This window comes from Cronobacter universalis NCTC 9529 (genome assembly GCF_001277175.1).
Taxonomy (GTDB): Bacteria; Pseudomonadota; Gammaproteobacteria; order Enterobacterales; family Enterobacteriaceae; genus Cronobacter; species Cronobacter universalis.
On sequence record NZ_CP012257.1, the window covers coordinates 2,137,746 to 2,163,055 of the forward strand.

The window sequence follows — 25,310 nt, forward strand, 5'->3', positions numbered from 1 at the left end:
GAGCCTTGCGGCTCCTTTTCACAACACACGCTTTAATCCTGATGCGGTTGCGGCGCAGTGCTGTGGATCTCCGCCACGCGTTTACGCACGCCAAACCAGCCCGCAATGAGCAGGAGCGCGAGAACCGGGATGGAGGCCACGGTAAAGGTGCCGTTCGGGTAGTCGAACGCCATCAGTACGACGACGGCGGCCAGGAACAGCAGCGTCAGCCAGGAGGTGAACGGCGCGCCCGGCAGCTTGAAGGAGACATCGTCCGCTTTGCCTTCTTTGATGGCTTTGCGCAGACGCATCTGGCAGACCACGATAAACGCCCATGAAGAGATGATGCCGATAGATGCAACGTTGAGGACAATCTCAAACACCTGCGACGGCACCAGATAGTTCAGGAACACGCCGACGATATAGACGCACACGGTCACCAGAATGCCCGCGAACGGCACCTGGGATTTGCTCATCTTCGACATAAACTTCGGCGCGGAGCCGCCCATCGACATGGAGCGCAGAATACGGCCGGTGGAATAGAGGCCGGAGTTCAGGCTGGAGAGCGCCGCGGTCAGCACCACCATGTTCATGATGTCGCCGATATAGGGCACGCCAAGCTTCGAGAAGAAGGTGACGAACGGGCTCTGGCCCGCCTGGTAGGCATTCCACGGCAGCAGCAGCACCAGCAGCACCACGGAGCCGACGTAGAACAGACCAATACGCCAGATAACGCTGTTAATCGCCTTCGGCACCATCGTCTGCGGGTCTTTACATTCGCCCGCGGCGGTGCCGACCAGCTCGATAGACGCAAAGGCGAAGACCACGCCCTGAACCAGCACCAGCGCAGGCAGCAGGCCATGCGGGAACAGGCCGCCGTTATCGGTGATCAGATGGAAGCCGGTGGCGTTGCCGTCCAGCGGTTTACCGGTGCCGAGAAACACCACGCCCACCACCAGGAACACTACAATGGCCAGCACTTTGATAAGCGCGAACCAGAACTCCATTTCGGCGAACCATTTCACGCCAATCAGGTTCATGGTGCCGACAATCGCCAGCGCGCCGAGCGCAAAAACCCATTGCGGCACATCGCCGAACGCGCCCCAGTAGTGCATATAGAGCGCCACTGCGGTGATATCGACAATACCGGTCATCGCCCAGTTAACGAAATACATCCAGCCCGCCACGTAGGAGGCTTTTTCGCCGAGAAACTCACGGGCGTAAGAGACAAAGCTGCCGCTCGACGGACGGTGGAGCACCAGTTCGCCCAGCGCGCGGAGGATGAAGAAAGAGAAGATGCCGCACACCAGATACACCACCGCCAGCGACGGCCCGGCCGCCTGGAGGCGCGCGCCCGCACCCAAAAACAGACCGGTGCCGATAGCGCCGCCGATGGCGATCATCTGCACCTGACGATTGCCCATCGCTTTGTGATAACCCTCTTCATGAGAGTTCAACCAGCGTCGTTTCGCGGCGCGATGCTCAGCCGCGTTTTGCTTCGTTGTTTTCATTGGTTTTCCTGTAGTCCTGTCTGAACCTGAACGAGCCAAAATAACCGACCGCCGTATACCAACCAAACGTTTGCCTGCGCTGGTTTTTTGTACGGCAAATGTTCGTCTTTCCTGTGATTATGTTGTGCGGATAAGACAAAACATGGCGCAGCATCCTAACCGCAAATAGTTGACTTCGCAAAGCCTACCAGTAAGGGTGTGAGCCAGAACGGATTAGCCCGTAATAGTCTCAGGGTTGTTGTATGCGCGGTAACCCAAATCCGGCGAGAGAACGCCCTCTGGCATGGCGATTTTTCCCATAAAATACGGATAATGGCGTTTTGTGTGCGGTGAATGAGGCGAGGAGAGCCGATGAAAAGCCAGGTCAGTGCGTTGTTAATCATGTTATTTCTTGCGGGCCATGCGCAGGCCGCGCCCGTCGCGCCGCCGGATGCGGTGGTCAAGCCGCTAATGGCGCGCTACCAGATCCCGGGGATGGCGGTGGCGGTTTCGGTCAATGGCGAAACGCATTTTTGGCATTACGGCGTGGCGTCAAAAGCGACGCGTAAGCCAGTGGATGAAAAAACGCTTTTCGAAATCGGCTCGCTCAGTAAGACCTTTACCGCCACGCTCGCGAGCAAGGCGCAACAGGATGGCAAACTCGATTTCAGCGCGCCCGCCCGCCAGTATCTGCCGGCGCTCAAGGGCAGCGCGTTCGACCACGTTACGCTGCTGAATCTCGCCACGCACACGTCGGGAACGCCGCTGTTTGTGCCGGATGCGGTGAAAAACACCGCGCAGCTGATGGACTGGTATCGCGCCTGGCAACCTGCGCAGCCGGTGGGGACTGAGCGCGTCTACTCGAATCTCGGGATCGGCCTGCTCGGGATGATTACCGCGAAGGCGCTGGATAAGCCGTTCAGCGAGGCGATGGAGCAGGGGCTGCTCACGGATTTCGGCATGACGCACACCTTTATCAACGTGCCGGAAGCAGCTATGGGCGACTACGCGCAGGGCTACAACAAAGACGACAAACCGGTGCGGGTGACGCCCGGCCCGCTGGATGCTGAAGCCTACGGGCTGAAATCCGGCAGCGCCGATCTGCTGCGTTATCTGCAAATTCAGCTTGGCGAGCAGGAGGTCGCGCCGGGCTGGCGTCAGGCGATTAACGCCACGCACAACGGTTATTACCGCAGCGGAGAATTCACGCAGGGATTGATGTGGGAATATTATCCGTGGCCGTCGCCGCTCTCGCGCCTCGTTGAAGGCAACAGCAGCCAGCGCATCATGAAGGGGCTTACGGCCACCGCAATCATGCCGCCGCAGTCCGCGCCGCAGGCGGCGTGGTATAACAAAACCGGCTCGACCAACGGCTTTTCCACTTATGCGGTGTTTATTCCTGAAAAGCGTATTGCGCTGATTATGCTCGCCAACAAGTGGTTCCCGAATGACGACCGCGTCAGAGCGGCGTATGCGATTATTCAGGCGCTTGATAAGTAGTGGCGCATAAAAAAGGCCGCCCGTGGGCGGCCTTGTTGTGAATTATCGCGCTCAGAGCTGCGTGATCACCACATCCTGGTCCAGGCGGGATTTCGGCAGTTTGGCGTTGAAATCCGCATCGCTGCGATAACCGATGGTCGCCACCACCACGCTGCGCAGGCCTTTTTCCTTCAGCCCCAGCAGCTCGTCCATTTTCTCCGGGTGGAAACCTTCGATAGGCGTCGCGTCAAGACCCATCGCGGCCGCGCCCAGCAGCAGGAAACCAAGCGCCAGATAGGCCTGGCGGGTCATCCATTCGCGCTGCTGCTCCGGCGTTTCGCTGTTCAGGCCCACAAAAAAGCGGCGGCCTTTATCGTTACCGGCGCGCGCTTCTTCACTGTCGTAACGGCCATCCTGCTGCTCTTTTTCCAGCAGCTGCAGCAGGTGCGCTTCGTTCAGCTCTTCTTTAATGGTGAAGACCACGGTCATGGCGGCGTTCTTCGCCTTCACCTGGTTGGCGTCCATCAGGGCCGGCAGGATCTGCGCCTTGCCTTCCTCGGTAGTGACGGCAAAGAAGTGCCACGGCTGGGAGTTAACGGAAGAGGGGCTGAAGCGCAGCAGATCCAGCAGTTCCTGCTGCTGTTCGGCAGTCAGCTTGCGGCTGCTGTCATAGGCTTTGCTGGTATGGCGAGTGCGAATGATTTCATTAAGGTTCATAAACGTTTCCCGGTTGAATGCCGCGCCGTGAGTGACAGTCGCGGGCAGGTTACACCATTGTTATCTTCATTAAGGGAAAGGATAGTAGCCTAAACCCGACGGCAGAAAAACCTGCGGCCACGGGCGAGGCAGCTTGACGGCAAAAAATGCCAAAAGGTGTGACAACGTCACAAATTAAGCGTGCCGCCTTCGTTAAAAAAGGTGATTAACCCGGCGGCTTTGGGGCATGATGAAAGGCCGTTCACGTTTAAGGAACCGTTATGCCGCATATCGATGTGAAATTCTTCCCGCGCGATCTGAGCGACGCGCAACAGCAGGCGCTGGCCGACGAACTGACTCAGGTAATTGTTAAGCATCTGCAAAGCAAAGAGAGTTCCGTTTCCGTGGCGCTCAACGAAGTGCAGCCGGAGCAGTGGAAAAGCAAGGTATGGGATACGGAGATTGGGCCGCAGCTCGACACGCTGGCGCGCAAACCGGGCTATGAGATGTAAGCCATAAAAAAACCCTGCCTGAGCAGGGTTTTCTTTTTAAGGCCGGTTATTTTTTCTCAACCGGCTTTTTCGACTGACGTTCAACCGGGGGCACAGATGCGCCCATTTCCGCGCCGGTCACCGGGTTGATGCCCGGATCGGACTGCAGACGCTGTGCCATAGTCAGTACGCTCGCCTGCTGTTCCGGCGAAAGCTGGATATCAATCATACCGTCGCCTCCATTAACTGCCGGCTGCGGATCGGCGACGTACTCGAAGTTTTCGTCGCTGTTCCAGCTGCCGCGCAGGTCGTCACCTTTGGACATGTTGTAGTAAACATTCGTGTACTGTTCCACCGGCGGCAGTTTGCCCGGCGGGAAGTTATTACGAATAGAGTAGAGCGCTTTCTCAAACGAAAGCATATGCGCGACTTCGCGGGTCATCAGGAAGCCCAGCGCGTCTTTCACGCCCGGATCGTCCGTCAGGTTGATCAGTCGCTCATAGATAATCTTGGCGCGCGCTTCCGCGGCGATGTTCGAGCGCAGATCCGCCGTGACTTCGCCGATCGTATCGATATACGCGGCAGTCCAGGGTACGCCTGCGGAGTTAGTCAGCGGCGGCCCGCCTCCGTAGAGGACCTGGGTCAGGTGGCTGTCGTTACCTGCGCCGGTAATGGAGCGATAAATTTCGCCTTCGGCTTCGGTGGCTTCGGCCAGGTCACCCTTAGCGCCTTTGTTGAGCATCCCCACAAGGGAACCGATAATTTCCAGATGGCTCAGTTCTTCTGTGGCGATGTCCATCAGCATTTCTTTACGTGCCGGATCTTCATCTCCCAGACCCTGGGTGAAGTAGCGGGTGGCGGCGGCGAGTTCGCCCTGCGGACCCCCAAATTGTTCCAGCAACAGATTTGCCAGCCCCGGGTTCGGTGCCGCGACGCGGACCGTATATTGCAATTGTTTTACATGTCGGAACATCAGGTTCTCCTGTTTTACACGACAACACTCAATTTGTGCCTGCCAGAAAAGAGGCAGGCAAATTAATCAAGAATTTATTTTTTCGCTTCGACGCCAGGTGCGGCTGCGCGATTAAGGAATTGCTGAGTAACATCCGGTAAATGGTTCAGGCACCATTCCGCCATCGCAATTTCCTGTTCAAGGATTTGTTTAAATACCACCACACCCTGTTCATCGCCGACGGCTTTTGCCGCAGCAATCAATGATGTGTAGCAGGCGATTTCGAACTGTTCGAAAACATAACCGCTGATAGCGCCTTTTACGACCTCATCAGAGGAGAACATGCCGCCTACCGCCTGGCCCATCGCCGTCATTTTGCTCATGGTGTCTTTTACGACAGAGGTCGAAACGTTATTTCTTTCAATAACAGAATTAATCAGTTGCTGCTGGTGGCGCGTCTCTTCCAGATGCTGCTCAAGACGTGATTTGAGGTCAGGATAGTGCTCAATACGGGAGGCCATTGACTCCAGCATCTGTTCCGCTTGTTTCTCCATCGCATGAGCGTCACGCAGCCAGTCATGATAATTTTCTTCGTATGTCGTCATAAATCACCTCTTCCGAAATATACAGTTACCTGTAAAGAAATATTTATGCGTCCTCTACAGAATTTATAAATTTGATACGCACTAAAAAGCGTAGCAGATATTTCAAAAAGGGAGCGGTAATCCGGGATATTCTATTTTTTGAGAGTAATCCTAAGTTAAATTAACTGGATAATAATTATTCACTTGCGTTGAAAATATGTACGAAACGCGAGTGATTGTATAACTTCAATAAACATATAATTGCATTTGAATTTTATTTTTACATTGCATTTACATAAAAGAAAATAACATCGCATGGCTGCTTTAAGCGAAACGGTAAATAGGTGCTCCGGGTGGCGGCGATAAATGTGGAATCCCGTGGCAGAGGAGTTCGGGTTCTCGCTGATTCGATTGAGATTCAATTACCTGAACACGCCATGCCACGTCGCTTTACCGGAAAGCAGCTATCATCAGACAGGCTAAGGACGCAGATTAAGGAACACCTCATGGCATTCAGACGACAGGATTACTTCTCCCGTATCGGCTATACCGGCGAGACGCGCCCGACGCTCGAGACGCTCGGCGCGTTGCACCGGCATCACACCGCCGCCATTCCCTTTGAAAATCTCGATGTGCTGTTAGGGCGCGAGATCCTGCTTGATGACGACGCGATTTTCATCAAGCTGGTGGAGGCGGGCCGGGGCGGCTACTGCTTTGAGCAGAATGCGCTGTTCGCCAGGGCGCTGGCGGAGTGCGGATTCGCCGTAGAGGCGCTTGCCGCGCGGGTATTAATTGCTCACCCCGACGACATGCCGCCGCGTACCCACCGGCTGGTGCAGGTGATGATTGACGACACGCCGTGGATTGCTGACGTCGGCTTTGGCGGCGCGACGCTCAGCGCGCCGATCCCGCTCTCACATGGCGCGGAGATAACCGGCCCCGAAGGACGATTTCGTATTGAGAGCCGGCAGAGTGAATTTCTGCTGATGAAAGAGGAGGGTGACGACTGGCATGCGCTCTACCGCTTTGACCAGGCGCGTCAGTATCCGGCAGATTACCTGATGGCCAACCACTTCATCGCCCACTGGCCTGATTCCCATTTCCGCCATCATTTGCTGGCGGCGCTGCATCCGCCAGGAGAGAAACCGTTAAAACTGCTGAACCAGCATCTGACCATCAATGGCGATCGCCAGACGCTGGCGGATGACGGCGCGGTGTATGACTGCCTGCAACGCGATTTCGGCATGCGCTTTGATCATCCGGTACACGGCGTTACCCGCGAGGCGTTCTGCGCGATGATGGCGCAGTTGCGCCGCGATAACCCTGAGGACTGATGCCAGTCACGCTGGCCAGGCTAATCAACACCGTGGTGGATTTTCCGAAAGCAGAATAATCCGCAGACGGCGGGGGAGGGGAGCGGCAATAACAATTTCAACAGGTTAGCGCTCCGCTCTACCAAACCCACCCTAACCGGCGCCGCCCGGCGCCTGGCAAAAGTCGCCGATGCGCAGTATAAGAAGTAAACACCGCTGATACGCGTAACCGGAGACAATAATGACCATGAAAGTGCTGGGCTATGCCGCGCAGAGCCCCGAAGCGCCGCTGGCGCCTTTTGAATTTACCCGCCGCGCGCCGCGCCCCGACGATGTCGTCCTTGAAATCCTCTATTGCGGGGTCTGCCATTCCGATCTCCATCAGGCGCGTGACGACTGGGGCTTCAGCCAGTATCCCATAGTGCCGGGTCATGAAATTATTGGCCGCGTTACGGCCGTCGGCAGCGACGTGAAAAAATTCAAACCCGGCGATCTTGCGGGCATCGGCTGTATGGTCGATTCGTGTCGCAGTTGTCCTCCCTGTCGCGAAGGGCTTGAACAATACTGTCTCGAAGGCTGCATCCAGACCTATAACGGCATTGATCGTCACGACGGCGAACTGACGTTTGGCGGCTATTCACAAATTATTCTCGCCTCGCAGGATTTTGTACTGCGTCTCCCGGAAGGATTAGATCTCAAAGGCGCCGCGCCGCTGCTCTGCGCCGGGATAACCACCTGGTCGCCGTTGCGCCACTGGAATGTCGGCAAAGGCAGCCGTGTCGCCGTGGTTGGTCTTGGCGGTCTCGGGCATATGGCTATCAAGCTTGCCCATGCGCTCGGTGCGGATGTCACGCTGTTCACCCGCTCACCGGGTAAAGAAGAGGACGCCCGCCGCCTCGGCGCGCATCATGTGGTGCTCTCTGAAGAACAAAGCCAGATGCAGCAGGTCGCCGGGCATTTCGATTTGATAATAGACACCGTGCCTTACGCGCATGACATCAACCCGTATCTGTCCACGCTTAAAATCGACGGCACGCTGGTTTTTGTCGGCCTGCTCGGGGAAGTGCAGCCTGCGGTCAATACGGTGCCGATGATTATGGGGCGGCGTAGCGTGGCGGGCTCCTGCATTGGCGGTATCGCCGAGACGCAGGAGATGCTCGACTTCTGCGCGAAGCACAATATCGCTGCCGATGTGGAAGTGATCAACATTCAGGAAATCAATGAAGCGTGGGAGAGGATGCTGAAGAGCGACGTGAAATATCGCTTTGTCATTGATATGGCGTCGCTCCAGCAGGGCGCGCGTCTGGCGCCGGTCACGGCCGCGTAACGCGCTCGGTTTACATGCAGAAAGCAACAGCGGGCCTGAGGGCCCGCTTTTTTATTACGCCTGTTTCGGCTGGCCGTTCGACGCCGTCAGGCCGCCATCCACCGGCAGATTCACGCCAGTGATATAACGCGCGTCGTCGCTCGCGAGAAACGCAATCGCATCGGCGATATCTTCCGGCTCGCCCGCACGCTTCATCGGGATACGCTCATAGAATTTTTGCAGCAGCGCGTCATCCTGCTTTGTATCTTCCGTCAGGTCGGTAAAGGTAAAGCCCGGACAGATGGCATTTACGCGCACGCCGTCAGCGCCGTAATCCATCGCCAGCGATCGGGTAAAGTTCGTGACCGCGCCTTTCGCCGCGTTATAGACGCTCATGCCCCAGTCGCCGCCAAGCCCCGAGACGGACGAAATATTAATGACGTTGCCTTTGGTCTTCAGCAGGCCCGGCATAAACGCATGCAGACAATAGAAGACGCCGTTGAGATCGGTGCCCATCAGCGTTTCCCAGTCCTCAAGCGTAATCTCATGAATTTTGCCCTGCACAATCACGCCGGCGTTGTTCACAACTACGTCAACGCGACCAAACTCATCGGTGACGCGCTGTGCAAGCGCCTGTACCTGCGCGGCGTCAGAAACGTCGCAGGGCGCGACCAGATGTTTACCTTGCGCAAGCGTCGCCGCCACTTTATCGAGTTTCTCTTTGGTGCGGCCAACCAGCACGACGCTTGCGCCTTCACGGGCAAACCGGCGCGCCGCCGCGGCGCCAATCCCTGATCCCGCACCCGTCACGACCACGACTTTTTCTTGAAAACGGTTCATACATCCTCCTTTCCAGTGTCTGGCACAATGCTGTGCTTAATCATCAAGTCCTTGTTAACTCTGGCATTCATTGCGCGCTTAGCAAGTCGGGACGGCGAGAATATACGTAACTGCCTGTTTTCGCTTAAATAAAAAGTCATGAAAAAATGTGACGTAACCCAAACTTTCGCGCCGCAAATTAAGAAGGGGGCAGGTTGTGGCACTTTAACTTTGCTTATCAAAAGGTTACTCATTTATCATAGAGATATTATTGTGCGGCTCCGCTTGCCTGTGGATAACATGTGCAAAGTGAACAAAAAATATCCTGAGCGGCGATCCCGTTCGATCCTGCGGGTTGCGGAGATATCAACCCTGTCACTTTTAAGGATCGTTGCAGATTAAGTTGATCTTAATTTCAATCCCGGCCTTTTTAAGCTGGCGTTAATTTCCATACCCGTAAACCGGGAGGAGGAGAGCAATGAGCGTTTCCCGTGAGTATGTAACTTTCCTGCTGGACCAGCTGGCGCCCCTCGGTGAGGTGCAGACCCGCCGCATGTTTGGCTGCGTGGCGCTGTTCCAGGCGGGGCGGATGTTTGCGCTGGTGGACGGCGACGCGCAGCTTTATATCAAAGCCGACGATCAGAACCGCGAACGGTTTATCGCTGAAGGCTTTCCGCCTTTTACCTATATCACCACCCGGCGCAGCGGTGGCCAGCAGGAAGTGACGCTCGGTTATTACCGCATCGCGGAGGAGCTGGTGGAGGATAACCAGGCGTTTGTACGCTGGGCGCACGAAGGGCTTGCCGCCGCCATGCGCGCGCCGGTAAAAAAGCCACGTAAAACATCGCGTAAAAGTGGGAAAATGGCTTAATCGAACGATAAACGACTATTTTAGTTACAACATACTAATAACGATCCAATGAATATCCTGTGAGGTCAGCGCCGTAAAAAGTCTGGCAGTATGAAAAAGACGGAGAAAATCAGGGCGGCGCGTGGAAAACAGCCATAAAAAAAGCCAGGCGGGCTGGCTTTACCAAGGGAAAGAAGGGCGTTTAAATCTCGCTGCCGGGGCGGGCAAAGGCCTCGCCGATGGCGTAGAAATGCCCGCCTGCCACATGGTGGAGGCTGCGCAGTTCCGGCGGCGCCGTCTCGAAATGCCAGCGTCCATCGTGAAAGACGCGCGTATCCGCCCAGGCGGCGGTCACCTGGCCGATAAACAGATCGTATTGTTGTTGATTATGCGGCTCGGGAATCAATTCGCAGGCGAGCCACGCGGAACAGCCCGCAACCAGCGGCGCCTCGACGCCCTCCATCCTGAACAATTCCGCACCGGCGAGTTTCAGTTTTTCCGGCTCGTTATGCAGGCTCAGCGTGCCTAACTCATACGTCATTTCACGCTGCGCGACGGTCGGCACCTGCAACACAAAAGTGCCGCTGCGCTCCAGCAGGTCGCGGGTGCGGGCGATTTTATCGATAACCACCGTCACTTTCGGCGGCATAAAATCCAGCCCGCAGGCCCAGGCGGCGGCCATTACGTTTTCCACGCCGTCATGACGGGCGGAAACCAGCACCGTCGGCCCATGATTGATTAACCGGTACGCTTTTTCCAGCGGGACCGGCGCTATAAAAGAGTGGCTGTCATTCATATGCATTACCCTGTGTTGACGTAAGCGGGCAGGGTAACACACCCGCCCGCGAACGATTTTGCGCTACGTGTCGCGCATGCCGAGCGCGAGAGACTGCGCCGGATCGAACAGCGACAGGCTCTCAATCTGATTGAGCAGAATGACCTTGCGGTAGGCCAGCGCTGATTTCTCCCCGGCCTGAAGGGTAATGTCATGGCTGTCATACCAGGCGCTGTAGTTATGCTCGACGCGCAAATCCAGCGTTTCGCGATCGCGATAGCCGCTCAGCATGGGTATTAACACCAGATTGCTGATATCGCTGCGGGTGCTGTCGAAGGTCGCGCTGTGGATCATCCCGATATAAACGCGCTGGGATTTCATGGTAATCCAGATGAGCTCGCCCTCTTCCATACACTCATAGAGCAGCCCTTCGATGCCGTTCGCGCGTGACAGCGTGCGGTAGAGCGAGCGGCGGCCGCTGTTATCAAGCTTCGCCGTCGGCGACCAGTTCGCGCGGTAGAGACAAAACAGAATGGCGAAGCCCAGCATCAGCACTACCGGCGCCTGGATGCCGAGAAAGCTCCAGTTCATAAACGCCATCTGGTAGTGATAGTCGTCGCTGCCGGACCACGCCGGAAACGCGTTCAGCAGGCTTGAGACGCCAAGCAGCGCCAGCCACAGCAGGCCGGTGGCGATAATGCCCTGCAACACGAAAATACAGCCGTAAAGCGCGACCAGGAAATAGACATCCCACCCGGAGGTGCGCATAAATTTAAAACGGGTGGAGAGATCGCGGCTGGTATACCAGTAGCCGCAGACCATCAGCACCATAAATATCGCCGTTCCCATCTTAAGCCCTCTTCAGCATTTCAACGTGACGGGCGAAATCTTCCTGAACGGCAAGACACTCCACATTAACCGAGGCGTTGCCATCCTCATCGATGATAATGCGTTCTCCTTCGTCAATCGCATCCTGGATATGCGCCGGATGAACGGCATGAACCAGCTTTTCCGGGCTGGTAAAAAGCGAGCGAAATATTCTTAGCATGTAAAACCTCCCGGCCAACAGTATAGAAAGCCTGGTGAAGGCAGGGAGAAAGAAAGGGGTTTTACGGGTTTATCTGATGAATAAAGCCCGCCTGCGGGGCGGGCTGTGGATTATTTGAGCGTGTTCAGGCCATCCAGCAGCGCCTTATGCAGCCGCTCGGGCGCCTGGATTTGCGGCGCATGACCGAGATCGTCAAAGGTGACGAGCGTCGCGTGGGGAATGGCGCGCGCCGCCGCCTTACCCAGCGCCGGATAGTCGCCAAGCGTCTTCTGCACCCCTGCCGGCGCGGCGTCTTTGCCTGGCGCGGTCGTGTCTTTATTGCCAATCAGCAGCAGCGTCGGCATTTTCAGCAGCCCGAATTCATACACCACCGGCTGGGTATAGATCATGTCGTAGAGCAGCGCGGAGTTCCACGCCACCTTCTCTTTGCCCGCGCCCTGATACATCCCGGCCAGCATCGTGACCCAGCGGTCATACTCCGGTTTCCACTGTCCGGCGTAATAGGTGTTCTGTTCATACTTGCGGATACTTTGCGCGCTGGTTTTTAGCTCGCGCTGATACCACGCGTCCACCGACTGCGCCGGCACGCCTTTCGCTTTCCAGTCTTCCAGGCCAATCGGGTTAATCATCACCAGCTGTTCTGTTTCATCCGGGTACATCAGCGCGTAGCGCGTCGCCAGCATCCCGCCGGTGGAGTGACCAATAACGGTCGCCTTTTTCACGCCGAGTTTTTCCAGCAGCGCGTGGGTATTCTGCGCCAGCTGCTGAAAGCTGTACTGGTAGCGCTCGGGTTTGGTGGATTTGCAAAAGCCAATCTGATCCGGCGCGATAACGCGATACCCGGCGTCGCGCAGCGTGCGAAGCGTCGTATCCCAGGTGCCGGCGCAGAAATTTTTGCCGTGCATCAGCACCACGGTGCGGCCGTTGGGTTTATCCGGTTTAACGTCGATATACGCCATCTGCATCGGCTGGCGCTGGGATTCAAAACTAAAGCGCGCCACCGGCCAGCCGTAATCGAAGCCTTCAAGTTCCGGGCCGTAAGCGGGCGTTTCGGCGAGCGCAGGCGCTGCGAGGGCGTAGAGCAGCGCCGCGCTGGATAAGCGTAATGACACAGGCGGTTCTCCTTAACGGTTTCATCAGCAAACGTTGTTGACTATAGCCAACGACCGCGCCGCGCCGGGGAAACGGGCCTGTAAAAAAATGCAAAGGGCGTACAGAGGCAAAAAGCCGGGACGAACCCGGCATGGTTGAAGAGAATAGAATGTCTTAATGCGGGCTGGCCGTCGGACGCACCACGATTTCGCTCACGTCGACGTTATCGGGCTGTTCGATGGCGTAGGCGATGGCGCGCGCAATGGCATCGGCGGGCAGCGCGATGCGGCGGAAATCGTCCATCGCCACACGGGCGGTTTCATCCGTGATATGCGTCGCCAGTTCCGATTCCACGACGCCGGGGCTGATTAACGTCACGCGGATCGTTTCATTTTCCTGGCGCAGCCCGTCGGTTATCGCGCGCACCGCGTATTTGGTGGCGCAGTACACGGCGGCGGTCGGGGAGACACGATACGCGCCGATAGAGGCGATATTAATAATTTGCCCGCGATTGCGCGCCTGCATCACCGGCAACACGGCGGCGATGCCGTGCAGCACGCCGCGCACGTTGACATCGAGCATCTGATTCCACTCGTCCACTTTCAGCGAGGCCAGCGGCGAGAGCGGCATCACGCCCGCGTTATTAATGAAGGCGTCAACCTGGCCATATTTATCCAGCGCCGTCTGCACAAAGGCTTCCATGCTGTCGAGTTTCGTCACGTCCAGCGCCGCGTAATCTATCTGCGCGCCGTTAAAGCGCAGTTCCTCGCACAGCGCCGCGAGACGGTCGGTGCGGCGCGCGCCAATCAGTAAACGGTAGCCCTGGGCGGCCAGCAGGCGCGCCGTCGCTTCGCCGATCCCGCTGCTGGCGCCAGTGAGCAGGATAACTTTGCGTTCTTCGGTCATCGTCATGGTGCTTACTCCTTCACAAGAAGGCCCGGCGGGCTGCCGGTGCCGTATGCATAAAGCCTACGCCCGCAGCACTCGTCTCAATAGCGCCATTCCTCTCGCTGTATTGCCTGATCCTATTACCCCTGGTGAAGCTTTGCGCGCAACGTGCCACAATCATTGCAGGAAAATATGACGGAGCGCCGCAATGACCATACCGATGCCGCCAGTACAGCGTGAAACCATTCAACTGCTGGAACAGCTGGCCCCGCAGGAGGGCTACACCCGCTCACAACTCGATGCCGTGCGCTTTATGCGCTCCAACCGCGCGCTGCCACGCACACCAGTACTCTATGAGCCGTGTATCGTGATTGTCTGCCAGGGCTGCAAGCGCGGTTATCTCGCCGATAAGATCTACACCTATAACGCCAGTCATTATCTGGTGCTCTCGGTGCCGCTGCCGTTCTCAACCGAAACCGACGCCACGCCGCAGGAGCCGCTGCTGGCCGTGGCGGTGCGGCTGGAGATGACGGTTATCGCCGAACTGGTGCTGGCGCTCGACGGCGAACGGGGGGCGGGCGCCTCGCCGCCGGAAGGCATCCTCTCGACGCCGCTCGACGCGCCGCTTGCCGATACCACGCTGCGGCTGCTGCGCGCCCTGAGCGACCCGCAGGAGGCGCATATTCTCGGCCCGGCCATTGTCAAAGAGCTTTACTACCGCGTACTGATTGGCGAGCAGGGCGGCGCGATCCGCGCGGCGTTGGCAAGCTTCGGCAAATTCAGCCGTATCTCCCGCGTCTTGCAACGCATTCACGCCGACTACGCCGGGCGGCTCGATGTCGCGACGCTCGCCGCCGAAGCCGGCATGAGCGCGCCCGCCTTTCACGCGCACTTCAAAGCGGTGACCCGCAATTCGCCGGTGCAGTACATCAAAGCGGTGCGGCTGCACCAGGCGCGGCTAATGATGATCCGTGACAATCTGAGCGCCGCCACCGCCGCGTTGCGCGTCGGCTATGAAAGCCCGTCGCAGTTTAACCGGGAGTTTCGCCGTCTGTTTGGCCGCACGCCGGGGGCGGAAACCCGTGAAATGAAACAGTCGTTCGCGCTGCTGCCGCCCACGCAGTTTGAGGCGATGACGGCGAATCATTAACGGTCCGGGAATTATTTACGCCTATATTTTCAGGTGCGGATTTACAGCGTAAATATGTCATTTAATGCAGACAATAAACGGAGAATATATTTAGCGTGCCGGTTTAAATGACGCGAAATGCATTAATTACCCGCGTTACCGGTTTCATTCTTTTTGCTTTCTTTTATTCCACGGCGCCCTGTGACGCGCCTCTCGCTTTGCGCGCAGGCCGCGCCGAATGGGAATATTCCCACTTGGCGGCCACGCTATTGCCGATATTATGATGATATCTTCACCAGCCGATACCGATTATTTCACGCGTATGCTTTCCTTTTTCGTCTGAAAACAGGAGACGCGCTGGCGCGCCATTACGGGAATATCACCATGCGATTAACCAGATTTTGTCATGCGGACATTCTGATGGATAACGTCAAGGGGCGTCGTCATGGTTAACCGTATTACCGCGACATCGCCGGGCGCGCCCGGCTCGCTGTTATTCTGGGCGCTGAAGGGCGAAGAAAAACTCTCGTCGCCGTTTCGCTTTAACGTCGATCTGCTGAGCGACGATTTCACGCTGGATCGTCAGCAACTGCTCGGCCAGCCGATGACCGTCACGATCCCGACCCAGACGCTGAACCCACGCTACCTGACCGGCAATATCACCGCCGTCGCGGTGCGCAGCGAGGAGATCGACAGCAAGCGTTACGCCGTTTACCAGCTGACCCTGGAGCCTGATCTCTGGCCGATGACGCGCGATCGCAATTTCCGTATCTTCCAGCAGCAGCGCGTGCCCGATATCGTCAAAACGCTCTTTTCTGAGCACAACGTCAAATTCGAAGACCAGCTTACCCGCAGCTACCGGCAGTGGGATTACTGCGTGCAGTACGCCGAAAGCAGCTTCGATTTCATCAGCCGCCTGCTGGAGCTTGAGGGCATCAGCTATCTGTTTCGCCATGACAAAGACGGCCACACTCTGGTGCTGATGGATGACTACACCCGCGCTGAACCGTTTCCCGGTTACGAAGTTATCGCCTGGCACGCCACCAGCGGCGGCGGCGTGGTAAAAGAAGAGGGCGTGAGCCAGCTCACCGCAAGCCATGTGGTGACGCCCGGCCTCTACAGCACCGACGACTACGATTTTCGCAAGCCGCACGCGTGGATGTTGCAGACGATGCAAAACCCGGTGTCGCCAAGCCCCGGCAAAATCGATGTGTACGACTGGCCGGGCCGCTTTGTGGAGCATGGCGACGGCGAAGCCTACGCCCGCATTCGCCAGCAGGCCTGGCAGGCGCAGCAGCAGCAAACGCGCGGCTCCGGCACCGCCAGCGGCATCGCGCCGGGGCACACCTTCCGGCTTAGCAAAGCGCCGCATGTGGCGGATAACGCCGACTGGCTGGTTGTCGGCGCAGAGTATGAATTCGAAGAAAACCCCTATACCTCCGGCGGGCTGGGCGAAGGCCGCCAGCGGATCGATTTCACGGTGATCCCGGCGCAAACGCCGTTTCGTCCGGCGCTCGTCACGCCGTGGCCGCGCACCTACGGCCCGCAAACCGCCCGCGTGGTGGGGCCGAAGGGCGAATCAATCTGGACGGATCGCTATGGCCGCGTGAAGGTGAAATTCCACTGGGATCGCTTCAGCCAGGGCGACGAAAACAGCTCCTGCTGGGTGCGGGTCTCCAGCGCCTGGGCGGGCCAGGGGTTTGGCGGCATTCAGATCCCGCGCGTGGGCGATGAAGTGGTGGTCGATTTCATCAACGGCGAGCCGGACCGGCCAATTATCATCGGACGCGTCTATAACGAGGCGCGGATGCCGCCGTGGGAGCTGCCCGCCGCCGCCACGCAGATGGGCTTTATGAGCCGATCCAAAGACGGATCGCCCGATAACGCCAACGCCCTGCGCTTTGAGGATAAACCGGGCCAGGAGCAGTTCTGGCTGCATGCCGAGCGCAATATGGATACCGAAGTGGAGCAGGATGAAACGCACTCGGTCGGCAGCAACCGCACCAAAACCGTCGGTAAAGACGAAACCAGCCATATCAAGCAAAACCGGACTCGCACCGTGGACGGCAACGAAACGGTGACGGTGGGCCAGAACCGCACCAAAACCATTCAGGGCAGTGAAACCACGACGGTCAACCAGCACCGCACCGAAACCGTCAAAGGCAATGAAACCCTGAGCGTCGAACAGAACCGCGATGAAACCATCACCGGCAACCACACGGCGACGGTGAAAAGCAACCAGACCGGCATCGTCGACGGCAATCAGACGCTGACGGTGAATCAGGATCGCACGCGCACCGTCAACGGCAATGAAAAAGTGCAGGTGCAGCAGAACCGCACCGTCGCGGTGACGGGCAACCAGACGCTGAACGTCACCGGCAACCGCGATGTCACGGTGAACAACAATGAAAACCGCGTGGTGAGCCAGAAACAGGTGGTGTCCATCGGCGCCGGGCGCACGCTCACCATCACCGGCGGCGATACGCGCTTTACCGAGGGGAGCGTCGCCGACAGCGCCACCACCACGTTCCAGATAAACGTCGGCGAGAGCGGCATTCTTATCAGCAACGGCAGCATAGAGATAACCGCCGGCGGCGCCAGCATCACCATTAATGCCGCAGGCGTCATGGTCAACGGCAAGAAAATCGAGCTTAACGCCTGACAGGTGCCACGATGAGCGCAAAAAATCCGACCGAACACGCCATCAGTAAACTGGAGCTTAGCTGGCTCGATCAAACGGACGATCCGGCGATTAAACTGATCGTCTGGCGCGTGCCGGCGAGCGGTGAAAGCCTGCTGAACGCGTTTTTCGCCCTGCAACAGCACCCGGAAGGGCGAAGCGTGCCGGATCTCTTTGTGACGCTTGTTACCCCTTTTGATACCGGCTATGGCTACAGCCAGGCGCTGGCATGCGACTTTCTTGAAAGCGTGGAAGCGACGCCGGACGCGCGGCCCTGGGAGGGCGAGCGCTTTCTGCCCTGTTACCACACTGCGGCGCTCTGTACGCTGCTGGAAGATTTCGCGCGTGCGCATCAGGACGATTTTCGCCATGCGATCGTGATCCTTAAACCCTCCGCGGTGAGCGATATCGCCGCGTTCAACCGCTGGCTGACGCAGTGGCTTGCCGCGCCGGCGCAGCGCGTACGCCTGCTGCTTACCGACACCACTGAACAGCCGCTCTGGCAGCCTCTCGTTAACGCGCACGCACAGCAGGTGCGGCTACTGACCGATGAACCGGACGCCATGCAGGTGATGCAGCAGACCGCCCGCCAGCAGACCGATCCGGACAGCGATCGGTTGCTGTTCCGGCGTTATCTCGCCGACGCCATGTTGCTGCTCGACAGAGGCAGCGCCGCGCAGGTGGCGGGCCGGGCCTCGCTTGCCATGCCCATCGCGCAGCGTCGCGGCTGGGCCGATCAGGAGGCCGTGCTGCATCACCTGATAGCGGGCGCCTGGCTGAAAGAGAAAAACACCCCGCAGGCCGTCGCCCATTATCAGCAGGCGCAAAGCGCCGCGACACGCGTCGCCGATGGCCCGGTGCGCGGCCAGCTCGCCGTGCAGGGCGCGTTTGGCGAGGCGGGCGCGTGGTTTGCGGATAAAAACTACGCCGAGGCGGCGAAACATTACCGCCGCGCCGCCACGCTGGCGCGGGGGATCCCGCACCCGCTCTTTGAGCTGGAAGGCTGTCGGATGGCCGGGTTTGCGCTCTGGCAGGCGGGGCACCGCACCGTGGCGATGGACGATTACGCCGCGGCTCTGCGCGCCGCGCAGGCGATTGCGCCTGAGGAGCGCGCGCAGACCACGCTGCCGCTGGTTTTCGGCGATCTGCTGCGTATGCACGATAAGCGCCGCAGCGAGGCGTTGGAAGCCGCCGCCACGCGTTACCAGCAGACGTGTCAGCAGTTAATTCTTGAGGCGGAAGCGGCCGTAGCGCTTCACGCAGCACCTGGCGCGGAGGCGGTAAAAGCGGCGGACAGCCGCCTGCAACTGCGTCTCGAAGCCGCGTTTCTGGCGCTGCGCCAGCAGCGTGAAGCGCTGATAGAACAGGGCGACGACAGCGTCCTCCAGACGGTTCGCCTCGCCCGCGCCATGCTTCACCCTCACTGGAACGGCCTGCCGGATGTTGCGCACCCGTTCGACGCCCCGCCGGGCGAGTGGCAATCCCTTCCCGCCTGGAGCGCCAGCGCGCCCGCGGCCCCGTTATCTGAACCTGCAGGAAGCGCCAACGCATGAGACAACGCCACGATCGTTCAAAAAACCACAGCCATTTCGCCACTAAAGCGGGCATCATCGTCGTCGTGACGCTGCTCGCGATACTGTTTATAAGCCTCTCTGACAGCGAGCTTGCGACAGAGATCCGCACCTTCCTGCGCGCGCTGCTTCGCGCCCTGTTCTGACGAGCATCCGATGCACTCCGGCGCCCACTTCGACCCGCAGCTCGGCCTGGATATTCATCTGTATCCGTGGCCGCTGCCGACGCCGCATATCGGCCTGGTATTCGACGTGTTCGACTATCTGCCGTTTATCGGCACGACGGTGCATGTGAACGGCATTCGCCGCGCCAGCGCCGGAACGGGCGGCATCGTGATTCATATTCCGACCGGCGGGGCGTGGGTGCCGCCGCTGCGTATGCCGGGCGGCCCGCAGCTCGATGACGAGCTTTTTATGGGCAGTAAAACCGTGGCGGTGGACGGCGAGCCGTTCTCGCGCATCGGCATGCCGGTACTGAGCTGCAATATTGTCGGCATGATGCCGCCGTTCCGGCCAAAGCGCGCCGCCAAGCCGAAACTGCCGTCGCTGACGCTGCCGCTCACGTTCAATCTGGCGCTGCCGAATAATGTCATTGTCGGCGGGCCGCCGACCGTTAACCTGATGGCGCTGCTGATGCGCGCGGGCTTAAGCGGGCTCGGCAAAGGGCTTAAAAAGCTGAAGGCCACGCCACAGTGGCGGCTCTTTATGCGTCGCTTCGCGAAGTTTCGACAGAAACTCTTTCGCAATATGGAGCCGGGGTTTCTTAAATGCCGTGTACTGCGCGCCGAGCCGGTGGATATTCGCGACGGCAGCGTACATCTGGAGCATCGCGATTTCCTGCTGCCGGGGCGGCTGCCGCTCGACTGGGGGCGCTTTTACTCCTCGGCTGATATCGACCAGCAAGGGCTGTGCGGCTTCGGCTGGCTGACGCCCGCCGATACCACGCTTGAGGTGCTGCGCGAGGAAGGCGTGGCGCTGCTGACCCAGCCGGAAGGCGTGACGCTGTTCGCCGGTCTGCCTGCGGTGCCGGGGCGCGAGCACGCGGTGTTCGGCCTGCCGGACGGCAGCCGTCTCTGGTATGAGGAGCAGGGCGGCGAGCGCGGCTGGCACGTCGAACAGGAGGGCGCGCTTATCTGGCGTTTCGCCGGGCGCGACGGTCTGCTCAAGGTGACAGCCATCGCCGATCGCAACCACAACCGCTGGCAGTTTGAGCGCGACGGCGGGCTATTAACGCGCCTGTGCGAATACAGCGCTGACGGCGCCACGGGCCGCGAGATCCTCGTGACCTGCCAGCACGGCAGGCTTCAGGCGATGCAGCTGCGCATCGCCCTGGGCGGCGAGGTCACGCCGCTCACCCGCTATGAGTATGACGACACAGGCCAGCTTTGCGCGGAGATCGACGCCCTGTCTCACCCCAGGCGTTTTCATTACCGGCAACGGCGGATGGTCAGCCATGTCGATCGCAACGGGCAGGGGTTTCATTATGCCTATGACGACGCCTGGCGCGTGGTGCACGCGTGGGGCGACGGCGGCGTCTGGGATTATCATTTCGAGTATCACACGCTATTAAATGAAGTGGCGGTCACCGATTCGCTCGGCCATGTGTCGCGCATTACCTTTGATGAGAACGGCCTGCCGGTGTCGGAGACAGACCCTCTCGGCGGCAACACCGTGTTCCGCTATGACGATGTTGGCCGCACGGTGGAGGTGACAGAGCCGGACGGCAGCCAGTACCGCTGGGAGTATGACGAGCAGGGGCGCATGACGGCGGAGCATTTACCCGGCGGCGGCGTGGTGCGCACCACCTTCAATGACGATGGCCAGCCGCTGTGCGTCACGGATGAAAGCGGGGCGCAGTGGGTCTCTTCGTATGACGCGGCGGGCAACCTCACCGAAGGGCGCGACCCGACCGGCGTCTGTGCGCATTACGTTTACGATGCGCTCGGGCAGCTGCGCGAAGCCGATGTGCCGGGCCGCGGGCTTACGCGCTACGACTATGACCATTACGGCTTTCTTGCGCTCATTCAGGAGGCCGGCGCGGGCGAGACCCGGCTGCGCCATTCGCCGCGCGGCAATCCTCTCGATAAACGCGACGCCAGCGGCGGCGTGACCCGCTATTTCTGGGACAGGAAAGACCGGCTTGTCGCGATGCAGACGTCAGGCGGTCAGGAGATCCGCGTCGAATACAACCGTGAAGATGAGCCGGTGCGTTATACCGATGAAGCGGGCCGGGAAACGCGCTTTGACTATAACGCCACGGGGATGGTCACCGCCTGCCGCACGCCGGACGGCGCGCAGACGGGCTATGAATACGATCCTGAAGACCGCCTGCTCGCCGTTATCAACCAGAACGGCGAACGCTGGACGCTGTCGCGCGACGCGCTGGGCCGCGTGGAGACGGAAACCGACTACTGGGGACAGGCAACCCGCTACCAGTGGGATAAAGGCGACCGGCTGATAAGCCGCCTTGATCCGCTGGGGCGCGAGGTGCGTTACGGTTACGACGCCGCGGGCCGCGTGCGGGAACGACGCACGGGCGACACCTTAACCGCCCGCTACCATTATGACGACGGCGGCCGTCTGACGCTGTGCGAAAACCCGTGGCGGCGGCTCGCCTGGCGTTATGATCGCGCAGGCCGCGTGTTGTGCGAGGATCAGGATGGTTTCCAGCTCCGCTATGGCTACACCGCACGCGGCCTGCCGGATTATCGGGAGAGCGACGCCGGGCACCGTGTGGGTTATGCGTGGAACGAAAACGACCGGCTCATTCGGGTGCAGCTCAACGGCGACGCGCCCGTTGAGCTGCGTTATGACGAGACGGGCAGGCTCGCGAGCGAACAGCTTTCACCGGCCATCCGGCGCGCGATGCAATATGACGCGCAGGGCAGGCTGACGGCGCAGGAAGTGACCCTGGGCGATCTGCCGCTGTTCGCGAGCGGTTTCGCCTACGATCGCGCCGGTAATATGACGCTGCGCCAGGACAGCCAGTGGGGCGATGACCGTTATCACTACGATCCGGTCGGGCGTCTCATCGCACATACCGAACCCGACAACCGGCTGCGCAAGTTTGTGCAGGATGCCGCAGGCAATCATCTGCACACACGCATTCAGGCGGCGGATGATTCACCGGGCGGCTGGTTTCGGGAAGGCGTTCACGAGGGCGTACGCTACGTCTTTGACCGCGCAGGCGAACTGCGCCAGCGCCGTAATCTGCAAACCGGCGAGGCGAAAGAGGATTTCCTGTGGGATGAGAACCGCCAGCTTATCGCGGTGCGCAAGGGCGAGCGTCAGGTGCGCTACGGCTATGACGCGCTCGGGCGGCGCGTGTTCAAAGAGACGCCGGAAGAGACGCGCTGGTTTTACTGGCAGGGCGACGCGCTGGCTGGCGAAACGGTTACGCGCACGGCCGCGCCGCTCGCTCCCTTAAGCCTTTTCGACACCGGCGGGCGCATCAAACGCGAGCAGGCGCAGGCAACGCTTTTTCATCAGATGCGTGAATATGTCTATTACCCCGGCACCTTCCGCCCGCTGGCGCTTCTGACTCAGGAGGGGGGCGTGCGCGAAAGCTGGCACTATCACTGCGATCCGAACGGCGCGCCGGTGCGCCTGACGTCGGTTGAGGGGGAGATAGTCTGGTCAGAACGCGCCGGCGCATGGGGTGAAAAAGGCCCGGTATACGCCAGCCGCATCGATAACCCGCTGCGCTTCCAGGGCCAGTATTTCGACCCCGAAACGGGTTTACATTACAACCGCTATCGCTACTATGATCCGGTCATCGCGGCCTATATCAGCCAGGACCCGATAGGGATGCTGGGCGGGGTTAATAATTATGCGTATGTGCTGGATCCGTCAGGATGGATTGATCCGTTAGGCCTTAAAGCATGTAGTGACACAAAAAAACTTCTTCAACATGCTGATGAAGCCAGAAAATTTATTAACTCTCAGCCTCACAGAAATATGACTCTTCGTCAGCTAAACTCTATCCAACGTTCTCTGAACAGAGCAATTAATGCAGAAAAATTAGGCAATATGGCTGAAGCGTTGAAACACCTTAGCATAGCGATTACCAAGGAAAGTATGTATGTAGGACAAAGAATGGATGCTGAATTTAAAGCCAGAGTTAAAGCAGATCCAGGCCTTAGCCATTTGCAAGTCGCAGGGCGAAGTGGACCTGATGTGATCAGGCCCTCAGATGGACAATGGTGGGATTTGACAACAAGGGCTGATTGGCTCAGAGGCACTCATCAGGCTCGTGCTATTAAAGATTCAAGATATAGTGGTACTGGAATAGGTCTTTTTTGGGATTAACATTATGACAACTCGTATCGGTAAAATCTGGCCTGCAAAAACACAAATCGAAAATGAATCATTTGAGGGAGAAGATTACACTGGCGTAGATCTAAATTCACCCATTTTTAAAAGTGTAACGTTCCGTAATTGTCGTTTTGAAAAAACAAAATTCTCTGATGGCAGATTATACCATTGTAACTTTGAGAACTGCGTTTTTATAGGTGTGGATTTACGCAATGTGACTATTGGGGCTGGCGGTGGTGTTTATACGAATTGTACATTTACTAAGTGCGATTTCCGCAAAGGATATTTTTATCAGCCAGTAATGACTGGTTGTTTTTTTGATGAATGTAAATTCAAAGGCGCTGATTTTAAAGCCAGTTGCTTTGAGGACTGTAAATTTAAAGGCAAACTCGAAGATGTCATCTTTCACGGTAAATACGTGAGTGATTTAACTGAGGGTGCCGGCATCAACACTATGAAAAACATAGATTTTTCACTATCCACATGGAAAGAGATTTGCTTTGATGACTGTGATCTTTCATCTTGCACACCGCCGGCGGGTAAAACATTCGATGAATTGCTTTCTCCCTCTCCATATCATAGTGATAAAAATTATCTATGCTCAGACATTGTGGAGTAACAACAGGCGTAACAGGGAGTATAGGGCATCAAAGAAGTGCAAACATTGCGTAATGATAAATCAATGCCTTCCGCGGGTGCGCTTCGCTTACCCGCGCTACGCCGCATATGTGGCATATTTTTCTGTAGGGTGGGTAAGCCTGCGCACCCACCATTGATTAAACCCGCGGGTGCGCTTCGCTTATCCGCGCTACAAATACATATCAGATTTAATATCCCATGCCGCATTTACTCACGCCGCCTTCACCACGCCTTTCAATAACGCGTAATCATACAACCGGTCGCGGGCGATGTTTTTCATTTTCACTTCGCACATAATGTCGAAATCGGTGAAAGAGAGCGCCCAGTCGTTCAGCGTGCTGTTGAAATAATAGTCTGAATGCGCGCGTAGTTTAGTTTTGGGAATGCCGAGCTGTGATTGTTCAGGGTATCCCTGTTCCGGGATCAGCCCTTCCTGAGAGATGGAATAATGCAGAACCGGGCGCACGCCGCGCCATGACGCTTTTATTTGTTCAATGCGCGGATCGTCCGGCATAATAAACGCGTTCTCTTTCACCCAGTGGTGGTGAATATCCAGCACAATCGGGCAGAGCGCTTGCGCCTGTAACACATCGTCCAGCGAACAGGAGATCTCATCGTTCTCCACCGTCAACATCCGCTGCGCCTGCGGGCTCAACCGGCCAAACGCTTCGCGAAAACCCTCGAAACCGCGCTTGCCGTTCATATGAATATTAATTTTGAAATCCTGAAACTGCTGGCCGTAACCCATCATTACCGCGCAGAGGGCGTGATATTCCACATCCTCGATAGCCCGATCGACAACATCAGGATTATCTGACGCTAAAACGGAATACTGTCCGGGATGAAAGGAGAGGCGGATATCATGCGCGCGGGCAAACTCGCCGCAGCGGGTAAATAACGGCGCCAGGTCCGTTAAAAATTCTCCATAGACAGGGCCTGCCTCCGGCACGGTATAGAGCGGCAGGAGATCGCTGCCGATACGCATCATCCTTAACGCCGCAGGTAACTGCGCAAGCTGCTCCAGCGTCAGATACAGGTTGTTGAGATTCGTCTGCGCGAGCTGCGATAACAGCGTCAGACGCGGCTCATGGCCGAGACTTAAAAAGCGGGTGCGGGTTGTCGATTTAAAGGGAAATTCCTGTTTGAGCCCTGAATCTAAAAATTTACACGCGAAACCTAATTTCATGCACCCTCCGGTTGTCAGTGATTTCAGTG

At 58.0% G+C, this 25,310-nt stretch carries 22 protein-coding genes; 11 read left to right on the forward strand and 11 right to left on the reverse strand.

Annotated features, from left to right (window positions below; all coding sequences use genetic code 11):
- Positions 1-32: 32 nt before the first annotated feature.
- Positions 33-1,490 (reverse strand): L-asparagine permease, encoded by a 1,458-nt coding sequence (ansP, locus tag AFK65_RS09880; RefSeq protein ID WP_038857210.1) that lies wholly within the window; start codon positions 1,488-1,490, stop codon positions 33-35.
- Between the two features lie 351 nt (positions 1,491-1,841).
- Here ansP and ampC point away from each other — a divergent pair, with 351 nt between their 5' ends.
- The gene (ampC, locus tag AFK65_RS09885; protein ID WP_007697802.1) at positions 1,842-2,969 is read left to right on the forward strand and encodes a class C beta-lactamase; all 1,128 of its coding nucleotides are present in this window, start codon (positions 1,842-1,844) and stop codon (positions 2,967-2,969) included.
- Between the two features lie 51 nt (positions 2,970-3,020).
- Here the strand turns inward: ampC and nfsB are convergent, their stop codons facing one another.
- Complete coding sequence (gene nfsB / locus AFK65_RS09890; protein WP_007697803.1) at positions 3,021-3,665, reverse strand: oxygen-insensitive NAD(P)H nitroreductase; 645 nt, start codon at positions 3,663-3,665, stop codon at positions 3,021-3,023.
- Between the two features lie 260 nt (positions 3,666-3,925).
- Between nfsB and pptA the strand changes: the two genes are divergently transcribed.
- Positions 3,926-4,156, forward strand: a complete 231-nt coding sequence (gene pptA / locus AFK65_RS09895) for a tautomerase PptA (RefSeq protein WP_007697807.1) — start codon at positions 3,926-3,928, stop codon at positions 4,154-4,156.
- 46 nt (positions 4,157-4,202) lie between these two features.
- On the opposite strand, the gene AFK65_RS09900 is transcribed toward pptA, so the two are convergent.
- Entirely contained in the window at positions 4,203-5,108 is a 906-nt protein-coding gene (locus AFK65_RS09900) for a manganese catalase family protein (protein WP_007697810.1), read from the reverse strand.
- Positions 5,109-5,182: 74 nt separating this feature from the next.
- Entirely contained in the window at positions 5,183-5,692 is a 510-nt protein-coding gene (locus tag AFK65_RS09905) for a ferritin-like domain-containing protein (protein ID WP_007697813.1), read from the reverse strand.
- 485 nt (positions 5,693-6,177) lie between these two features.
- Between AFK65_RS09905 and AFK65_RS09910 the strand changes: the two genes are divergently transcribed.
- Both AFK65_RS09910 and AFK65_RS09915 read left to right on the forward strand, forming a co-directional pair.
- On the forward strand, positions 6,178-7,005 hold the full coding sequence (locus tag AFK65_RS09910; protein WP_007697815.1) for an arylamine N-acetyltransferase family protein: 828 nt from the start codon (positions 6,178-6,180) through the stop codon (positions 7,003-7,005).
- A gap of 220 nt (positions 7,006-7,225) precedes the next feature.
- The gene (locus tag AFK65_RS09915; protein WP_007697818.1) at positions 7,226-8,311 is read left to right on the forward strand and encodes an NAD(P)-dependent alcohol dehydrogenase; all 1,086 of its coding nucleotides are present in this window, start codon (positions 7,226-7,228) and stop codon (positions 8,309-8,311) included.
- A 54-nt stretch (positions 8,312-8,365) separates the two neighbouring features.
- On the opposite strand, the gene AFK65_RS09920 is transcribed toward AFK65_RS09915, so the two are convergent.
- Positions 8,366-9,130 carry an SDR family NAD(P)-dependent oxidoreductase gene (locus AFK65_RS09920; RefSeq protein WP_038857207.1) on the reverse strand — a complete coding sequence of 255 codons (765 nt, stop codon included), beginning with the start codon at positions 9,128-9,130 and terminating at the stop codon, positions 8,366-8,368.
- Positions 9,131-9,587: 457 nt separating this feature from the next.
- On the opposite strand from AFK65_RS09920, the gene AFK65_RS09930 reads away from it, so the two are divergent.
- Entirely contained in the window at positions 9,588-9,980 is a 393-nt protein-coding gene (locus AFK65_RS09930; protein ID WP_007697823.1) for a TfoX/Sxy family protein, read from the forward strand.
- A gap of 181 nt (positions 9,981-10,161) precedes the next feature.
- On the opposite strand, the gene AFK65_RS09935 is transcribed toward AFK65_RS09930, so the two are convergent.
- From AFK65_RS09935 to AFK65_RS09955, 5 genes are all read right to left on the reverse strand, one after another.
- Entirely contained in the window at positions 10,162-10,755 is a 594-nt protein-coding gene (locus AFK65_RS09935) for a flavin reductase family protein (RefSeq protein WP_007697829.1), read from the reverse strand.
- A gap of 63 nt (positions 10,756-10,818) precedes the next feature.
- On the reverse strand, positions 10,819-11,583 hold the full coding sequence (locus AFK65_RS09940) for a hypothetical protein (RefSeq protein ID WP_007697836.1): 765 nt from the start codon (positions 11,581-11,583) through the stop codon (positions 10,819-10,821).
- Position 11,584: 1 nt separating this feature from the next.
- Positions 11,585-11,782, reverse strand: coding sequence for a hypothetical protein (locus AFK65_RS09945; RefSeq protein ID WP_004384946.1), 198 nt, complete (start codon positions 11,780-11,782; stop codon positions 11,585-11,587).
- Positions 11,783-11,892: 110 nt separating this feature from the next.
- Positions 11,893-12,894 (reverse strand): alpha/beta fold hydrolase, encoded by a 1,002-nt coding sequence (locus AFK65_RS09950; protein ID WP_007697840.1) that lies wholly within the window; start codon positions 12,892-12,894, stop codon positions 11,893-11,895.
- Positions 12,895-13,048: 154 nt separating this feature from the next.
- Entirely contained in the window at positions 13,049-13,786 is a 738-nt protein-coding gene (locus tag AFK65_RS09955) for an SDR family oxidoreductase (protein ID WP_007697843.1), read from the reverse strand.
- Between the two features lie 184 nt (positions 13,787-13,970).
- On the opposite strand from AFK65_RS09955, the gene AFK65_RS09960 reads away from it, so the two are divergent.
- The 6 genes from AFK65_RS09960 to AFK65_RS21015 all read left to right on the forward strand — a co-directional run bounded on the left by AFK65_RS09960 (position 13,971) and on the right by AFK65_RS21015 (position 24,075).
- Positions 13,971-14,912, forward strand: a complete 942-nt coding sequence (locus AFK65_RS09960) for an AraC family transcriptional regulator (RefSeq protein WP_038857205.1) — start codon at positions 13,971-13,973, stop codon at positions 14,910-14,912.
- 424 nt (positions 14,913-15,336) lie between these two features.
- Entirely contained in the window at positions 15,337-17,553 is a 2,217-nt protein-coding gene (locus AFK65_RS09965) for a type VI secretion system Vgr family protein (RefSeq protein WP_038857202.1), read from the forward strand.
- A gap of 11 nt (positions 17,554-17,564) precedes the next feature.
- The gene (locus AFK65_RS09970) at positions 17,565-19,124 is read left to right on the forward strand and encodes a hypothetical protein (protein WP_038857200.1); all 1,560 of its coding nucleotides are present in this window, start codon (positions 17,565-17,567) and stop codon (positions 19,122-19,124) included.
- The gene (locus tag AFK65_RS22115; protein WP_007697877.1) at positions 19,121-19,288 is read left to right on the forward strand and encodes a hypothetical protein; all 168 of its coding nucleotides are present in this window, start codon (positions 19,121-19,123) and stop codon (positions 19,286-19,288) included. Before AFK65_RS09970 ends, AFK65_RS22115 begins: the two co-directional genes overlap by 4 nt.
- Before the next feature lie 10 nt (positions 19,289-19,298).
- Positions 19,299-23,450 carry an RHS repeat-associated core domain-containing protein gene (locus AFK65_RS09975; protein ID WP_236612728.1) on the forward strand — a complete coding sequence of 1,384 codons (4,152 nt, stop codon included), beginning with the start codon at positions 19,299-19,301 and terminating at the stop codon, positions 23,448-23,450.
- A 4-nt stretch (positions 23,451-23,454) separates the two neighbouring features.
- A complete protein-coding gene (locus AFK65_RS21015; RefSeq protein WP_071602515.1) occupies positions 23,455-24,075 on the forward strand; it encodes a pentapeptide repeat-containing protein in 621 nt (206 codons plus the stop codon).
- 231 nt (positions 24,076-24,306) lie between these two features.
- Here the strand turns inward: AFK65_RS21015 and AFK65_RS09980 are convergent, their stop codons facing one another.
- Complete coding sequence (locus tag AFK65_RS09980) at positions 24,307-25,281, reverse strand: apurinic/apyrimidinic endonuclease family protein (protein WP_007697879.1); 975 nt, start codon at positions 25,279-25,281, stop codon at positions 24,307-24,309.
- Positions 25,282-25,310: the final 29 nt, after the last annotated feature.

Bases quoted from the DNA above. Each gene is read 5' to 3' on its own strand.
- ansP (WP_038857210.1), bottom strand. From the start codon at position 1,490: ATGAAAACAACGAAGCAAAACGCGGCTGAGCATCGCGCCGCGAAACGA.
- ampC (WP_007697802.1), top strand. From the start codon at position 1,842: ATGAAAAGCCAGGTCAGTGCGTTGTTAATCATGTTATTTCTTGCGGGC.
- nfsB (WP_007697803.1), bottom strand. From the start codon at position 3,665: ATGAACCTTAATGAAATCATTCGCACTCGCCATACCAGCAAAGCCTAT.
- pptA (WP_007697807.1), top strand. From the start codon at position 3,926: ATGCCGCATATCGATGTGAAATTCTTCCCGCGCGATCTGAGCGACGCG.
- AFK65_RS09900 (WP_007697810.1), bottom strand. From the start codon at position 5,108: ATGTTCCGACATGTAAAACAATTGCAATATACGGTCCGCGTCGCGGCA.
- AFK65_RS09905 (WP_007697813.1), bottom strand. From the start codon at position 5,692: ATGACGACATACGAAGAAAATTATCATGACTGGCTGCGTGACGCTCAT.
- AFK65_RS09910 (WP_007697815.1), top strand. From the start codon at position 6,178: ATGGCATTCAGACGACAGGATTACTTCTCCCGTATCGGCTATACCGGC.
- AFK65_RS09915 (WP_007697818.1), top strand. From the start codon at position 7,226: ATGACCATGAAAGTGCTGGGCTATGCCGCGCAGAGCCCCGAAGCGCCG.
- AFK65_RS09920 (WP_038857207.1), bottom strand. From the start codon at position 9,130: ATGAACCGTTTTCAAGAAAAAGTCGTGGTCGTGACGGGTGCGGGATCA.
- AFK65_RS09930 (WP_007697823.1), top strand. From the start codon at position 9,588: ATGAGCGTTTCCCGTGAGTATGTAACTTTCCTGCTGGACCAGCTGGCG.
- AFK65_RS09935 (WP_007697829.1), bottom strand. From the start codon at position 10,755: ATGAATGACAGCCACTCTTTTATAGCGCCGGTCCCGCTGGAAAAAGCG.
- AFK65_RS09940 (WP_007697836.1), bottom strand. From the start codon at position 11,583: ATGGGAACGGCGATATTTATGGTGCTGATGGTCTGCGGCTACTGGTAT.
- AFK65_RS09945 (WP_004384946.1), bottom strand. From the start codon at position 11,782: ATGCTAAGAATATTTCGCTCGCTTTTTACCAGCCCGGAAAAGCTGGTT.
- AFK65_RS09955 (WP_007697843.1), bottom strand. From the start codon at position 13,786: ATGACGATGACCGAAGAACGCAAAGTTATCCTGCTCACTGGCGCCAGC.
- AFK65_RS09960 (WP_038857205.1), top strand. From the start codon at position 13,971: ATGACCATACCGATGCCGCCAGTACAGCGTGAAACCATTCAACTGCTG.
- AFK65_RS09965 (WP_038857202.1), top strand. From the start codon at position 15,337: ATGGTTAACCGTATTACCGCGACATCGCCGGGCGCGCCCGGCTCGCTG.
- AFK65_RS09970 (WP_038857200.1), top strand. From the start codon at position 17,565: ATGAGCGCAAAAAATCCGACCGAACACGCCATCAGTAAACTGGAGCTT.
- AFK65_RS22115 (WP_007697877.1), top strand. From the start codon at position 19,121: ATGAGACAACGCCACGATCGTTCAAAAAACCACAGCCATTTCGCCACT.
- AFK65_RS09975 (WP_236612728.1), top strand. From the start codon at position 19,299: ATGCACTCCGGCGCCCACTTCGACCCGCAGCTCGGCCTGGATATTCAT.
- AFK65_RS21015 (WP_071602515.1), top strand. From the start codon at position 23,455: ATGACAACTCGTATCGGTAAAATCTGGCCTGCAAAAACACAAATCGAA.
- AFK65_RS09980 (WP_007697879.1), bottom strand. From the start codon at position 25,281: ATGAAATTAGGTTTCGCGTGTAAATTTTTAGATTCAGGGCTCAAACAG.